Here is a 15,248-nt window from a genome sequence, read left to right on the forward strand (position 1 = left end):
GGCCGGTCACGTACGCCGGACGCGCCCGCTGACCACCGCGAGCACCACCAGCACCACCCCGCACAGGCACCAACTGCCCGCCACGTCCAGCGGCCAGTGGTAACCGCGCAGCACCAGCCCGATGCCCGTCGCCACCGTCAGCAGGACGGTGGCGACGGGCATCGTCCATCGGCGCGTCGTGTACCGGGCCAGCAGCACCGCCGCCGCACCGTACGCCACGGCGGCGGTCGCCGCGTGCCCCGACGGGTAGTAGCCGGTGTCCGGGGTCAGCGGCCCCGGCCGGGCCACCCACTCCTTCACCGGGACGACGAGCAGCGGCACCAGCCCCATGGCCAGGGCCGCCGCCAGGGGCGCCCGGCGCTCCCCGCGCCACAGGCACCACAGCAGCGCGCAGCCCAGCACGGGCAGCGCGACCTGCGTATTGCCGAGATCGGCCAGGAATTCGGTCAGCCACCGAGGGCCGTGCCCGGTCACGGCCCGCCCGGCGCGCTCGTCCAGGCGGCGCAGCGGCCCATCGGCGGCGACCTGCCAGGTGATCAGGGCGAACAGGGCCGACACCACCGCCACCAGGGAAACGAGAAGAGCCGTCCGTCCCGGAACAGGGGGGGTTGTTCCGGGACGGACGGCCGGACCGGTGCGCCGCGCGCCCCGGGGGGTGTGGGGCGGGCGGCCGTCCGATCGGTGAGGAGTTCCGGAGCCGGAGGCTCCAGTGGTGTGCGCGAAGGCACCACCGGGACGGTGCCGGGGAAGCCCCGACCCGGTGTCGTCCGCAGGATCCTGCGGACCGGGTGTTTCTCTCATCTGCGGAAACCGTAGCGTCAGGCGGTGGGGACGGACAGCGGGAACGGTATCCCGCCATGGCCCCCGCACACCTTCTTCACAGGCCCCCACACGGTCACCGGGGCATCCCCGGAGAAAACGCCGCGCGCCGCCCCCGGCCCCCGGATCAGATGCGGGCGAACGCCTGCTCGATCACGTCCAGGCCCTCGGCGAGAAGGTCCTCGCCGATCACCAGCGGCGGCAGGAAGCGCAGCACGTTGCCGTAGGTGCCGCAGGTCAGGACGAGAACGCCCTCGGCGTGGCAGGCCTTCGCCAGAGCGCCGGCCGCCTCCGGGTGCGGGTCCTTCGTGCCCGGCTTCACCAGCTCGATCGCGATCATGGCGCCCCGGCCCCGGATGTCACCGATCAGGTCGCCGTTCGGCAGCTTCTCCCGCATCTCGGCGAGCCGGCCCTTCATGACCTCCTCGATGCGCTTCGCCTTCCCGTTCAGGTCCAGCTCGCGCATCGTCTCGATGGCCCCGAGCGCCGCCGCGCACGCCACCGGGTTGCCGCCGTACGTGCCGCCGAGGCCGCCGGAGTGCGCGGCGTCCATGATCTCGGCGCGCCCGGTCACGGCGGAGAGCGGAAGACCGCCCGCGATGCCCTTGGCGGTGGTGATCAGGTCCGGGACGATGCCCTCGTCCTCGCAGGCGAACCACTGGCCGGTCCGGCAGAAGCCCGACTGGATCTCGTCGGCGACGAAGACGATGCCGTTGTCCTTGGCGAACGCCGCGATCGCCGGGAGGAAGCCCTTGGCCGGCTCGATGAAGCCGCCCTCGCCGAGCACCGGCTCGATGATGATCGCCGCGACGTTCTCCGCGCCGATCTGCTTGGTGATCTGGTCGATGGCCTGCGCGGACGCCTCCGCCCCGGCGTTCTCCGCGCCGGTCGGCCAGCGGTAGCCGTACGCCACCGGCACCCGGTAGACCTCGGGTGCGAACGGGCCGAAGCCGTGCTTGTACGGCATGTTCTTCGCGGTCAGCGCCATCGTCAGGTTGGTGCGGCCGTGGTAGCCGTGGTCGAAGACCACCACGGCGGTGCGCTTGGTGTAGGCGCGGGCGATCTTCACCGCGTTCTCCACCGCCTCGGCGCCGGAGTTGAACAGCGCCGACTTCTTGTCGTGGTCGCCCGGGGTGAGCGCGGCCAGCTCCTCGCACACCTCGACGTAGCCCTCGTACGGCGTGACCATGAAACAGGTGTGGGTGAAGTCCGCGAGCTGCGTGGAGGCGCGGCGCACGACGGCCTCGGCGGAGGCCCCGACCGAGGTCACGGCGATCCCGGAACCGAAGTCGATCAGCCGGTTGCCGTCCACGTCCTCGATGATCCCGCCCCCCGCGCGGGCGGTGAACACCGGCAGCGTGGAGCCCACACCGGCGGCGACCGCCGAGAGCCGGCGGGCCTGGAGCTCCGCGGACTTCGGGCCGGGAATGGCGGTGACGAGGCGGCGCTCCTGCGGGATAGCGGTCATGCGGGGCTCCTGGGGGGTGTCTCGGACGCTCTTGTTTCTGCAGGCTAGGCGGGGCGAGGGGGCGCGGGCATGCTCCGAACGGGAGTGGTGCGGGGCGTGTCCTTGTCCGCGACGGACAGAACGCCCCGCGCCCACCGCGCCGCCCCGGGCGGACGCCGTACGGGCGCGTCGCCGGACCCCCCGTGCGACGGCACCCGCGCCGGACCCCGCGAGCCCCGCCCGAACCGGAGGACAGGCACTAGATTGACGGGTGCAGCGGTCGGACCCGGCTGGTCAGGGGGCAACGGTTCATGGAGAACGACGGTACGTACGGCGGGCGGGGCACGCGGGGGGCGCAGCCGCCCGACGACCGTGCCGGCGGGCCGGGCGGCACGGTGCCGCGGCCGGCCGGACCGCCGCCCTCGTTCCCGCCCACCGTCCCGGCGCCCGCCGCGCCGCCGGCCGCGCCCGCGCCCCGGGAGGCCGCCCCGCCCGCGTCGGCCACGGCCACCTGGCTGAACACCCCGCGCCCCCGGACCGCGCCGGGGGTGTGGCGCTTCGCCCATGTGCCCCGGCCCGCCGAGCGGCCACCGCGCCCCTCGCTGGTCGGCCCGCTGGCCACCCTGGTGCTCTGGCTGCTGCTCTGGCTGCTCCTCACCGAGCGCGCCGTCCCCTATGTGTACAAGCCGATCGAGATCATCACCGGACCCGAGTGGTGGTCCTTCGGCGGCCTCAGGGAGGACGCGCCGCCCCTCGTCGTCAACTCCACCACCCTCTACTACCAGGTGCTGGTGCTCGCCCTCGGCTTCTGGGCCGCCCGTCTCGGCGGCTGGGCCGACGTCTTCCGCCACTTCGCGGGGGACCGGGTCGCCCGCGCCCGGCTGTGGCTGACCGTCGGCGGCGCGGCCCTGACCGTCTGGCTCGTCTGGACCCGCCGGGTGCCGCTCGCCGACATCATCCTGCCCGCCGTCCCCACCAGCTGGATGCGGGGCGGCGGCAACCCGTACGCGGCGCTCCTCGTCGCGCTCGTGCTCTACGCCCTGATCGGCACCGCGATCGTCTGGCCCTTCGCCCGCACCGGCCAGTGGGCCGCCGAACTGCGCCGCCGCACCGGCCGCCCCGCGCCCGCCCCGCCCCGCCCCGACGCCGCGCCCGCCCAGCCCGGCGAGGACCGCGCCCACTGGCCCGAACTGCGGGCGGCCGGACACCAGGACGCCGCCGACGCGCTCACCGCCGCCGTGCGCAACGACCGGCTCAACGACGTGGACTGCGTACGGCTGCGCCACGCCTGGAGCACCGCCCGCCACCGTCCCGACCTGCGCGAGAGCTTCACCGCGGCCGTCCTGCGCCAGGGCGCCGACGCCTGTCTGCACCCCTCCGGCCTGCGCGATCTGCCCCGGCGCACCGCCCTCCACGACGCGCTCACCGGACAGGTGCGGATCGGCGCCTGCGCCGACGACCCGCGCAACCCCTACGCGCGCCGGGGCGTCGGCATGGCCCTGGACCCCGCCTCGCTCGGCACCTCGCTGCTCGTCGTCGGACCGCCCGGGTCCGGGAAGACCGAGCGGGTGGTCCGGCCGGTCGTCGAATCCCTCGCCCTGCGGGCGCTCACCGGCCAGGCCGCCGTGCTCGCCGTCGGCGGCGCGGGCGACCGGCTCGGCCCGGACGGCGCCTACGACGTCGTCGTGCGCATCGGCGACCCCGCCTCCGTCCACGACTTCGACCTCTACGGCGGCACCACCGACCCCGACGAGGCGGCGGCCGCCCTCGCCGAGGGGCTGGCCGGCGATCTGCCCACCCTGGACACCCGGCGCGCGGCCACCGCGCTCGGCCAGTTGCTGGGCCCCTACCGCGCGGTCCACGGCACCTTCCCCTCCGTCCCCGAACTGCGCGAACTCCTCGAAGGACCCGGGCCCGTCCTGGACGGTCTGCGCCGGGCCCTGGAGGCGGCCGGCCACCACCCGATGCTCCGCGAACTCGACGCCCGCAGGCGCCAGGCCGGTGCCCCCGGGGACCCCGGCGCGGTGCTCGCCGACCGGATCGCGGTCCTCGACCGGCCCGCCTTCGCCGGGTTCTTCGCCACCGGCCCCGAGGCCCGCCCCTTCTCGCTGCGCTCCCTGGAGCAGCACCCGCTGCGGGTCCGCGTCGACCTGCCCGAACGGGCCCACGCGGAGGCCTCCCGGGTGCTGGCCCGGCTGATCCTCGCCCAGTTCAACGCCATCGCCGCGGCACGCGCCGACCGCACGCTCTTCGTCTGCCTGGTCCTGGACGACGCGACCCACACGCTCACCGCCGACACCGTCCGGGGCATCCGGCGGCTGCGCTCCGTCAACGCCGGGGCCGTCCTCGCCCTGCGCACCCTGGACGACGTGCCCGAGGACCTGCACACCGCGCTGCTCGGCGCGGTGGGCTGCGCCATGGCCTTCCCCGGCGTCACCACCTGGGACGGCAAGCGCTTCGCCGAGGCCTGGGGCAAGGAGTGGGTGGAGGTCCGCGAGGTCGCCCAGCACGGCGTCTTCGCCGACCAGCCGCTCACCCGCGCCCTGCACTCCCTGCGGAAACTGGCCACCGGCAAGGCCGTCACCACGGACGCCGTCACCGTCCGCCAGGTGGAGCGCGAACGGTGGTCCGCCTCCGCCCTCGCCTACGAACTGCCGCCGGGACACGCGGTGCTCTCGCTCACCACGGTCGGCGGCGACCACGCCCCGCCGCTCCTCGTCCGGCTCGGCGACTGACTCCTCCGTACGGCGACGGTGACGGGGACTGCGCCACCCTGGCACAATCGGCCCGAGCCGTTCATACGCGACGGCGCAATCGCCCCCGTCCGAAGGTCCCCCCATTCCCATGCCGCCCACGCTCGCCTCGCTCGTCCGGCACTCGGCCCTCAGACTCACGGTGCGGGCCGGGGCGGACCGCCTGGGCGTCCCGGTGCGCTGGGCGCACGCCAGCGAGCTGGCCGACCCCGTCCCCTACATGGAGGGCGGGGAACTGCTGCTGGTCACCGCCACCAACCTCGACGCCGAGGACCCCGCGTCCATGCGGCGCTATGTGCGGCGGCTGGCCGGGGCCGGGGTCGTCGGGCTGGGCTTCGCGGTCGGCGTCACCTACGACGAGGTGCCCCAGCCGCTGATCGACGCCGCCGAGGAGGCCGGTCTCCCGCTGCTCGAAGTGCCGCGCCGCACCCCGTTCCTGGCCATCGCCAAGGCCGTCTCCTCGGAGATCGCCGCCGACCAGTACCGGGCCGTCACCGCCGGCTTCGAGGCCCAGCGGGAGCTGACCCGGGCCGCGCTCACCGGGGACGGACCCGCCGAACTGCTCACCCGGCTCGCCGCGCACGTCGACGGCTGGGCCGCGCTCTACGACGCCTCGGGCGCCGTCGTCGCCGCCGCACCCGACTGGGCGGCCCGCCGCGCCGCCCGGCTCACCCCCGACGTGGTGCGGCTGCGGGAGCGCCCCGCGCCGGCCAGCGTCGTCGTCGGCGGCGCCGAGGACCGCGTCGAACTCCAGTCCCTGGGCACCGGCCGGCGCGTCCGGGGCGCCCTGGCCGTCGGCACCGGAGCGGCGCTCGGCACCGCCGAACGGTACGCGGTGCACTCCGCCGTCGCCCTGCTCACCCTCACCACCGCCCGCAACCGCTCGCTCCAGGGCGCCGAACAGCGGCTCGGCGCCGCCGTGCTGCGGATGCTGCTGGCCGGGCAGTCCGACCACGCCCGCGCCGTCGCCGGGGACCTGTACGGCGGACTGCTCGACGCCCCGTTCCGGCTGGTCATCGCCGAGGCCGCGGACGCCCAGGACACCGCGCCGCTGGCCGAGGTCATGGAGACCGCCGCCGCCCGCTGCGGCGAGACGCTGCTGATGGTGCCCGAGGGCGAACGCCTGGTCGTGCTGGCCGCGGACGGCGGCGCGGCCGTTGCCGCCTGCACCGGCTACGCCGAGGCACGGGAGGCCGCGCCGCCGGGCGACCCGGCGGCGGAGGAGCCTGCGGTGACCGTCGGCCTCTCCGCCCCGGCCGGCCCGATCGCCGTCTCCGCCGCGTACAAACAGGCCGAACAGGCCCTCTCCGTGGCCCGCCGGCGCGGCAGGGCCCTGGTCGAGCACGAGGAACTGGCCACGGGCTCCGTGCTGCCGCTGCTCGCCGACGACGCGGTCCGGGCCTTCGCCGACGGCATGCTCCGCGCGCTGTACGAGCACGACGCCAAGGGGCGCGGCGACCTCGTCGCCTCGCTGCGCGCCTGGCTCGCCCACCACGGCCAGTGGGACGCGGCCGCCGCGGACCTGGGCGTCCACCGGCACACCCTGCGCTACCGGATGCGCCGCGTCGAGGAGATCCTCGGGCGTTCGCTCGACGACCCGGACGCCCGCATGGAGCTGTGGCTGGCCCTCAAGGTCACCGGATCCCCGGCCACCGCCTGACCCGTGCGCGGCCACCGCGCCGCCTCGGACAATCCGGCGCACTCGCGAACGCCTCCGCTCCATGCCGGACAAACGCCGGGCGGCCGTCACGGCCCTACGGTGGGGACGGCACACCCCACGACTCGGAAGGGCCGGAACCTCCATGACCTCCACCCACGCCTTCTGGCTGGCCGGCCGCGAGGCCACCGGCGAGGACAGCTTCGACGTCACCAACCCCTGGGACGGACGCCTGGTCGGCACCGTCGGCGTGCCCACCGAGGCCCAGGTGGAGGAGGCCGTGGCCGCCGCGCACGCGGTGCGCGAGGAGTTCGCCGCCACCCCGGCCCACGTCCGGGCCGCCGCCCTCGACCACGTCGCCCGGCGGCTGGCCGAGCGCACCGAGGAGATCGCCCAGGTGATCTCCGCCGAGAACGGCAAGCCCATCAAGTGGGCCCGCGGCGAGGTCGGCCGGGCCGTCTCCGTGTTCCGCTTCGCCTCCGAGGAGGCCCGGCGCTTCAACAGCGGCGACGCCCAGCGCCTGGACACCGACGCCGGCGGCACCGGCCGGCTCGGCCTGACCCGCCGCTTCCCGCGCGGCACCGTCCTCGGCATCGCGCCCTTCAACTTCCCGCTCAACCTGAGCGCCCACAAGGTCGCCCCGGCCATCGCCGTCGGCGCCCCGATCATCCTCAAGCCGGCCCCGGCCACCCCGATCTCCTCGCTGATCCTGGGCGAGCTGCTGGCCGAGACCGACCTCCCGGCCGGCTCCTGGTCGGTCCTCACGGTCCCCAACGACCGGATGCCCGCCCTCGTCCAGGACGAGCGGCTGCCCGTGATCTCGTTCACCGGCTCCGCCCCGGTCGGCTACGCGATCATGGACTCGGTGCCCCGCAAGCACGTCACCCTGGAACTCGGCGGCAACGGCGCCGCCGTCGTCCTCGGCGACTACGCCTCCGACGCCGACCTCGACTGGGCCGCCACCCGCATCGCCACCTTCTCCAACTACCAGGGCGGCCAGTCCTGCATCTCGGTGCAGCGGGTCATCGCCGACGCCGCCGTCCACGACCGGCTGCTGCCCCGGATCGTCGCGGCCGTCGAAGCCCAGGTCACCGGCGACCCCTCCGACGCCGCCACCGACGTCGGCCCGCTCGTCGACGAGAAGGCCGCCCAGCGCGTCGAGTCCTGGGTCGACGAGGCCGTCGCGGCCGGCGCCCAGCTCCTCGCGGGCGGCACGCGCGACGGGGCGACCTACGCGCCGACCGTCCTCGCCGGGCTCCCCGACGACGTCACCCTCGCCCACGAGGAGGTCTTCGGCCCGGTCCTCTCGGTCCGCAGGGTGGACGGCGAGGCAGAGGCGTTCGCCGCCGTCAACTCCTCCAAGTACGGCCTGCAGGCAGGCGTGTTCACCCACGACATCCAGGCCGCCTTCCGCGCCCACCGCGCCCTGGAGGTCGGCGGCGTGATCATCGGCGACGTCCCCTCCTACCGCGCCGACCAGATGCCGTACGGCGGCGCCAAGCAGTCCGGCGTCGGCCGCGAGGGCGTCCGCTTCGCCATGGAGGACTACACCTACGAGCGCGTCCTGGTCCTCACCGGCCTCGCCCTGTAGGACCACCGACACCACGGACCCCGCCGGCCGCCGCAGGCTTCCGCCCGGACAGCGAGACGGCGGCGGCGGACGGCGGGGGAGCGGCCCGAACCCGGACTGTGCGGGGGTTCGGGCCGCTCCGGTGCCCGGCCGGGGCGTCCACCCGATGGACGCGCCCCGCCGCCGGCCGCCCCGCACGGCAGGATGGGCGCCCGTGACCGTCATCCATCTCCCCGGTTCCAAGTCCGTCACCGCGCGCGCCCTCTTCCTGGCCGCCGCCGCGCACGGCACCACCACCCTCGTACGCCCCCTGGAGTCCGACGACACCGAGGGCTTCGCCGAGGGCCTCGCGACGCTCGGCTACCGGGTGGAGCGCGAGCCGGACGTCTGGCGCCTCACCGGCCGCCCGTCCGGGCCGGCCGCCGCCGAGGCCGACGTCTACTGCCGGGACGGGGCGACCACCGCCCGGTTCCTGCCGACCCTGGCCGCCGCGGGGCGCGGCAGCTTCCGCTTCGACGCCTCCGCTCAGATGCGCCGCCGCCCCCTCGGCCCGCTCACCGAGGCGCTGCGCGCCCTCGGCGTCGACCTCCGCCACGAGGAGGCGGACGGCCACCACCCGCTGCGCATCGAGGCCGCCGGAATCGAGGGCGGCGCGCTCACCCTGGACGCGGGCCAGTCCAGCCAGTACCTCACCGCCCTGCTGATGCTCGGGCCGCTGACCGAGACCGGCCTCACGATCACCGTCACCGACCTGGTGTCCGCCCCGTACATCGAGATCACCCTCGCGATGATGCGGGACTTCGGCGTCGAGGTCGCCCGGAGCGGCCCCGGCGGCACCGTCTTCACCGTGCCGCCCGGCGGCTACCGCGCCACCACCTACGCCGTCGAGCCCGACGCCTCCACCGCGAGCTACTTCTTCGCCGCGGCGGCCCTCGCGGGCGGCGAGGTCACCGTGCCCGGCCTCGGGGAGAACGCCCTCCAGGGCGATCTGGCCTTCGTCGACGTGCTCCGGCGGATGGGCGCGGACGTCCGAACGACGGCCGAGGGCACGACGGTCCGCTCCACCGGCCGCCTCGACGGCCTCACCGTCACCATGCGCGACATCTCCGACACCATGCCGACCCTCGCCGCGATCGCCCCCTTCGCCTCCGGACCGGTCCGCATCGAGGACGTCGGCAACACCCGGGTCAAGGAGTGCGACCGGCTGGAGGCGTGCGCGGCCAACCTCCGGCGCATGGGCATCACCGTCACCACCGGCCCCGACTGGATCGAGATCCTCCCCGGCACCCCCGCACCCGCCCGGATCGAGACCCACGGCGACCACCGCATCGTCATGTCCTTCGCCGTCACCGCGCTGCGCACGCCCGGCATCACCTACGACGACCCCGGCTGCGTCCGCAAGACCTTCCCCGGCTTCCACGACGCCTTCGCCGCCTTCGCGGAGCGGCTGGAGCGGGAGACCCCGCGCGGCACGGGAGGATAGGCTCCCAGCCATGATGTCCGCGTCCGAAGTGCTGTCCGTACTCGCTCTGTTGGAGGAGGCCGGTACGGAGGTGGCGCTGGCCGGCGGCTGGGGGGTCGATGCCCTCGTCGGCGAGGAGACCCGCGCGCACGGCGACCTCGATCTGCTGCACCGGCAGGAACAGGAACCGGCCGTCGTGGCCGCGCTCGCCGCCGCCGGCTACACCGAGACGCTCGACCGGCGCCCCGTGCGTTTCGTCATGAGCCGCCCCGACGGTGCCTCGATCGATCTGCACCCGCTCCGGTTCGCCGCCGACGGGTCCGCCGTCCAGTCCTCGTTCGACCCGGGGGAGCCGTTCGCCTACCCGGCGGACTGCTTCGTCACCGGCACGGTCGGGGGGCGCGAGGTGCGCTGCGTCTCGGCCGCCCGGCAGGCCGACTTCCACCGCGGCTACGAGCCGCGCCCGCAGGACCTGCACGACATGGCCCTGCTGCGGAGCGCGTTCGGCGTGACGACGCACTTCTGAGGCCGCGCGGCCCGGCGGCCCCGGACCGCGCACACGCAGCACAATCGACCGTCGGCCGGCGGCGCGAACGAGCGGGCGCCGGAGGATCAGGAAATGGGGACAGGCATGCACGGGGTGAGGAACCAGCGGGTGCGGTGGCGCCGGACGGCGGCCCTCGGGATCGCCGTCGCGGCGCTGCTCGGGGCGTCCGCCTGCGGCAGCGACAAGGACGAGGACGCCGGGGCGACCGCGGACGCCAAGGCATCGGCCCCCGCGGCCGGGACACCGGCCCCGGCGGACGGCGCGCCCGACGAGGCCCGGCTGACGGCGGCCGCCCTCACCGACGGTCAGAAGGTGGGCCGCTACACCGCCTCCGAGTACGTCCTCGACGGCCCGCTCGGCGACGGCTACACCGCCTCCCCCGCCGTCTGCCAGCCGCTCGTCAGCCTCGCCGCCGAGGCCGCCGACCCGGACCCGGCCGCGCAGGTGCAGCGCAAGGTCGACATCCCGGACGAGATGCTCGGTCTCACCGTCGACGTCACCCTGCGCGGCTACGGCGGCGACGGGGCGGCCACCGTGATGAAGGCCCTGGACACGGCGGGGAAGGAGTGCGCCGGCGGATTCACCGAACAGCGCGCGATCGCCTCGGCGAAGTACCTGAAGGTCGAACCGGCCAAGGCCCCCGCCTTCGCGTCCGAGGCCGACGAGGCGACGGCGTACCGCTTCACGATCCTCGACGTGAAGGGGAAGGCCACGCTGTACGAGTACCTCACGGTGGTCCGTTCCGGCTCCACGACCCTCGCCTTCCGCGGGGAGATCACCGGCACCCGGGACATCGGCGGGATCCCCCCGGAAATCATGACCGCCGCGTGGACCGCCTTCCGCGCGGCGAAGGGCTGAGGCGCGATGAGCGAGCCGACCCGAGGCGGCGCCGGGGGCGCCCTGTCCTCGCACACAGCCGATGCGGCAACAATGGGGGGCATGAGCGACAGCCCCGCCCCCCTCGCCGACCCGCATCTCGTCTTCGACGCCGTGGACGGCCGCCGGGATCTCGTCATCCTCGGCTCCACCGGGTCCATCGGCACCCAGGCCATCGATCTGGTCCTGCGCAACCCCGACCGCTTCCGCGTCACCGCGCTCTCCGCCGCGGGCGGACGCGTCGCCCTCCTCGCCGAGCAGGCCCGCCGCCTGCGGGTGCGCACGGTCGCGGTCGCCTCCGCCGACGCGGTGCCCGCCCTGCGCGAGGCGCTGGCCGAGGAGTACGGGGCGGCCGAGCAGCCCCCCGAGATCCTGGCCGGACCCGACGCCGCCACCGAACTGGCCGCGAGCGACTGCCACACGGTGCTCAACGGCATCACCGGCTCCATCGGCCTCGCTCCGACCCTGGCCGCGCTGAAGGCGGGCCGCACCCTGGCACTCGCCAACAAGGAATCGCTCATCGTCGGCGGCCCGCTGGTCAAGGCGCTCGCCGCGCCCGGCCAGATCATCCCCGTCGACTCCGAGCACGCCGCCCTCTTCCAGGCGCTCGCCGCCGGCACCCGCGCCGATGTGCGCAAGCTCGTCGTCACCGCCTCCGGCGGACCCTTCCGGGGCCGTACCCGGGACGAACTCTCCGGCGTCACCCGGGAACAGGCCCTCGCCCATCCGACCTGGGCCATGGGCCCGGTCATCACGATCAACTCCGCGACCCTGGTCAACAAGGGGCTGGAGGTCATCGAGGCGCACCTCCTCTACGACATCCCCTTCGACCGCATCGAGGTCGTCGTCCACCCCCAGTCCTACGTGCATTCCATGGTGGAGTTCACCGACGGCTCCACGCTCGCCCAGGCCACCCCGCCCGATATGCGCGGCCCCATCGCGATCGGACTGGGCTGGCCGCAGCGGGTGCCCGACGCCGCCCCCGCCTTCGACTGGACCACGGCCTCCACCTGGGAGTTCTTCCCGCTGGACACGGAGGCCTTCCCGTCCGTCGGACTCGCCCGGCACGTGGGCGCGCTGGGCGGCACCGCGCCCGCCGTCTTCAACGCGGCGAACGAGGAGTGCGTGGCCGCGTTCCTCGACGGGAAGCTGGCCTTCAACGGGATCATGGACACGGTCACTGCCGTCGTCGAGGAGCACGGAACACCACCGGCGGGAACCTCGCTGACGGTCGCGGACGTCCTTGAAGCGGAGGCCTGGGCGCGGACCCGGGCCCGGGAACTCTCGGCCGAGGCCACCGCGGAGGCGCGCGCATGAGCATGACGACGATCCTGCTGACCATCCTCGGCATCGCGATCTTCGCCTTCGGTCTGCTGTTCTCCATCGCCTGGCACGAACTCGGCCATCTGTCGACCGCCAAGCTCTTCGGCATCCGCGTCCCGCAGTACATGGTCGGTTTCGGCCCGACGATCTGGTCGCGGAAGAAGGGCGACACGGAGTACGGCATCAAGGCCATCCCGGCCGGCGGCTACATCCGCATGATCGGGATGTTCCCGCCGGGACCGGACGGCCGGATCGAGGCGCGCTCCACCTCGCCGTGGCGCGGCATGATCGAGGACGCCAGATCCGCTTCCTTCGAGGAACTGGAACCGGGCGACGAGAGCCGCCTCTTCTACACGCGCAAGCCCTGGAAGCGCGTGATCGTGATGTTCGCCGGACCGTTCATGAACCTGGTCCTGGCCGTGGCCATCTTCCTCGGCGTCGCCATGACCTTCGGCTTCCAGACCCAGACGACCGATGTCGCCGGTGTCCAGAAGTGCGTCATCGCGCAGAGCGAGAAGCGCGAGACCTGCAAGGCGTCCGACCCGGTCTCGCCCGCCCAGGCCGCCGGGCTCGAGGTGGGCGACAAGATCGTCGCCTTCAACGGGCAGCGGGTCGACGACTGGGCGACCCTCTCCGACAGGATCCGCGACACCATCGGCCCGGCCACCATCACCGTCCAGCGCGACGGGCAGGAGCAGACCCTGCACGCCGTGCTGAAGAAGAACGCCGTGGCGAAGAAGGACTCCCACGGGGAGGTGATCCCCGGGAAGTTCGTCTCCGCCGGCTACCTCGGCTTCGCGGCCAAGACCGAGATCGTCCCGCTCTCCTTCGGCGACTCCGTCGTCCGCATGGGCGACATGATCGAGAACGGCGTCGACTCGATCGTCGCCCTGCCCTCGAAGATCCCGGCCCTGTGGGACGCGGCCTTCTCGGACGGTGAGCGCGCGGCCGACTCCCCGGTGGGCGTCGTCGGCGCGGCCAGGATCGGCGGCGAGGTGATGACGCTGGACGTCCCGGCGCAGAACCAGGTCGCGATGATGCTGTTCGTGCTCGCGACGTTCAACCTCTCGCTGTTCCTCTTCAACATGCTGCCGCTGCTCCCGCTGGACGGCGGACACATCGCGGGCGCCCTCTGGGAGGCGCTGCGCCGCAACCTCGCCAAGGTCTTCCGGCGCCCCGACCCGGGCCCGTTCGACGTGGCCAAGCTGATGCCGGTCGCCTATGTCGTCGCCGGGGTGTTCATCTGCTTCACGCTGCTCGTCCTGGTCGCGGACGTCGTCAACCCGGTCAAGATCTCCTGACCGTTCCCGGACGCGCCGCGCGAGCCTCCGTACACCCCGAGTGACGGGTGGCGCGCGCGGTGCGTCCGGGCCGCCGAATTTTCCCGGGCTCCCGGACGGGGTGTGCTCCGGGCGGCACGCGGTGACGTAACCTCGAAGGCCGGAGCCCGCCGATCTCGGGACCTTGATCCACACCTTGGGGATGCTCAGCGCATGACTGCGATTTCTCTCGGAATGCCCGACGTTCCGACCAAGCTCGCCGACCGGAGGGTCAGCCGCAAGATCCAGGTCGGCTCCGTGGCGGTCGGCGGGGACGCACCGGTCTCGGTGCAGTCGATGACCACGACGCGCACCTCGGACATCGGCGCCACCCTCCAGCAGATCGCCGAACTGACCGCCTCGGGCTGTCAGATCGTGCGCGTGGCCTGTCCCACCCAGGACGACGCGGACGCGCTGGCGACCATCGCCGCGAAGTCCCAGATCCCGGTGATCGCGGACATCCACTTCCAGCCGAAGTACGTGTTCGCCGCGATCGACGCCGGCTGCGCGGCCGTCCGCGTCAACCCGGGCAACATCAAGCAGTTCGACGACAAGGTCAAGGAGATCGCGCGCGCGGCCAAGGACGCCGGCACGCCGATCCGCATCGGCGTCAACGCCGGATCGCTGGACGCCCGCCTCCTCCAGAAGTACGGCAAGGCCACCCCCGAGGCCCTGGTCGAGTCCGCGCTCTGGGAGGCGTCGCTCTTCGAGGAGCACGACTTCCACGACATCAAGATCTCGGTCAAGCACAACGACCCGGTCGTCATGGTCAACGCCTACCGCCAGCTCGCCGCCCAGTGCGACTACCCGCTCCACCTCGGCGTCACCGAGGCCGGCCCCGCCTTCCAGGGCACCATCAAGTCCGCCGTCGCCTTCGGCGCCCTGCTCAGCGAGGGCATCGGCGACACCATCCGGGTCTCGCTGTCCGCCCCGCCCGCCGAAGAGGTCAAGGTCGGCATCCAGATCCTGGAGTCGCTCAACCTCCGCCAGCGCCGCCTGGAGATCGTCTCCTGCCCCTCCTGCGGCCGGGCCCAGGTGGACGTCTACAAGCTCGCCGATCAGGTCAGCGCCGGCCTCGAAGGCATGGAGGTGCCGCTGCGCGTCGCCGTCATGGGCTGCGTCGTCAACGGCCCCGGCGAGGCCCGCGAGGCCGACCTCGGCGTCGCCTCCGGCAACGGCAAGGGCCAGATCTTCGTCAAGGGCGAGGTCATCAAGACCGTCCCCGAGTCGAAGATCGTCGAGACCCTCATCGAAGAGGCCATGAAGATCGCCGAGCAGATGGAGAAGGACGGCATCGCCTCCGGCGAGCCCGAGGTCTCCATCAGCTGAACCCGTGCCCACCACGACCGCGCCCCGCCGGAGCCCCGCTCCGCGCGGGGCGCCGTCCGTGACCGGGGTCACCGGCCGATCCGGGCCACGAGCGGCGCACCACAGCCTCTGCGGGTACAGTGCGGAAATCAGCAGACCGTATGGTG

Annotated in this window: 11 protein-coding genes; 9 read left to right on the forward strand and 2 right to left on the reverse strand. The window is 74.0% G+C overall.

What is annotated here, in order from left to right; translation table 11 throughout:
* Positions 1-6: 6 nt before the first annotated feature.
* Positions 7-567, reverse strand: coding sequence for a phosphatase PAP2 family protein (locus ACWCXC_RS20475; RefSeq protein ID WP_450680706.1), 561 nt, complete (start codon positions 565-567; stop codon positions 7-9).
* 379 nt (positions 568-946) lie between these two features.
* Complete coding sequence (gene gabT / locus ACWCXC_RS20480) at positions 947-2,287, reverse strand: 4-aminobutyrate--2-oxoglutarate transaminase (RefSeq protein ID WP_450890132.1); 1,341 nt, start codon at positions 2,285-2,287, stop codon at positions 947-949.
* Between the two features lie 290 nt (positions 2,288-2,577).
* Here gabT and ACWCXC_RS20485 point away from each other — a divergent pair, with 290 nt between their 5' ends.
* The 9 genes from ACWCXC_RS20485 (at position 2,578) to ispG (ending at position 15,102) form a co-directional block, all read left to right on the forward strand.
* The gene (locus ACWCXC_RS20485; RefSeq protein WP_450890133.1) at positions 2,578-5,001 is read left to right on the forward strand and encodes an ATP/GTP-binding protein; all 2,424 of its coding nucleotides are present in this window, start codon (positions 2,578-2,580) and stop codon (positions 4,999-5,001) included.
* A 109-nt stretch (positions 5,002-5,110) separates the two neighbouring features.
* A complete protein-coding gene (locus ACWCXC_RS20490) occupies positions 5,111-6,679 on the forward strand; it encodes a PucR family transcriptional regulator (RefSeq protein WP_450680703.1) in 1,569 nt (522 codons plus the stop codon).
* 142 nt (positions 6,680-6,821) lie between these two features.
* A complete protein-coding gene (locus tag ACWCXC_RS20495) occupies positions 6,822-8,267 on the forward strand; it encodes an aldehyde dehydrogenase family protein (protein WP_450890134.1) in 1,446 nt (481 codons plus the stop codon).
* A gap of 193 nt (positions 8,268-8,460) precedes the next feature.
* A complete protein-coding gene (aroA, locus tag ACWCXC_RS20500) occupies positions 8,461-9,729 on the forward strand; it encodes a 3-phosphoshikimate 1-carboxyvinyltransferase (RefSeq protein WP_450680701.1) in 1,269 nt (422 codons plus the stop codon).
* Positions 9,730-9,739: 10 nt separating this feature from the next.
* On the forward strand, positions 9,740-10,234 hold the full coding sequence (locus ACWCXC_RS20505) for a nucleotidyltransferase domain-containing protein (protein WP_450680700.1): 495 nt from the start codon (positions 9,740-9,742) through the stop codon (positions 10,232-10,234).
* A 105-nt stretch (positions 10,235-10,339) separates the two neighbouring features.
* The gene (locus ACWCXC_RS20510) at positions 10,340-11,113 is read left to right on the forward strand and encodes a hypothetical protein (protein WP_450890135.1); all 774 of its coding nucleotides are present in this window, start codon (positions 10,340-10,342) and stop codon (positions 11,111-11,113) included.
* Positions 11,114-11,194: 81 nt separating this feature from the next.
* Complete coding sequence (gene dxr / locus ACWCXC_RS20515) at positions 11,195-12,448, forward strand: 1-deoxy-D-xylulose-5-phosphate reductoisomerase (RefSeq protein ID WP_450680698.1); 1,254 nt, start codon at positions 11,195-11,197, stop codon at positions 12,446-12,448.
* Complete coding sequence (locus ACWCXC_RS20520) at positions 12,445-13,755, forward strand: M50 family metallopeptidase (protein ID WP_450680697.1); 1,311 nt, start codon at positions 12,445-12,447, stop codon at positions 13,753-13,755. Before dxr ends, ACWCXC_RS20520 begins: the two co-directional genes overlap by 4 nt.
* A gap of 192 nt (positions 13,756-13,947) precedes the next feature.
* Positions 13,948-15,102, forward strand: a complete 1,155-nt coding sequence (gene ispG, locus ACWCXC_RS20525) for a flavodoxin-dependent (E)-4-hydroxy-3-methylbut-2-enyl-diphosphate synthase (protein WP_450680696.1) — start codon at positions 13,948-13,950, stop codon at positions 15,100-15,102.
* Positions 15,103-15,248: the final 146 nt, after the last annotated feature.

It is taken from the genome of Streptomyces sp. NPDC001515, from assembly GCF_053597115.1.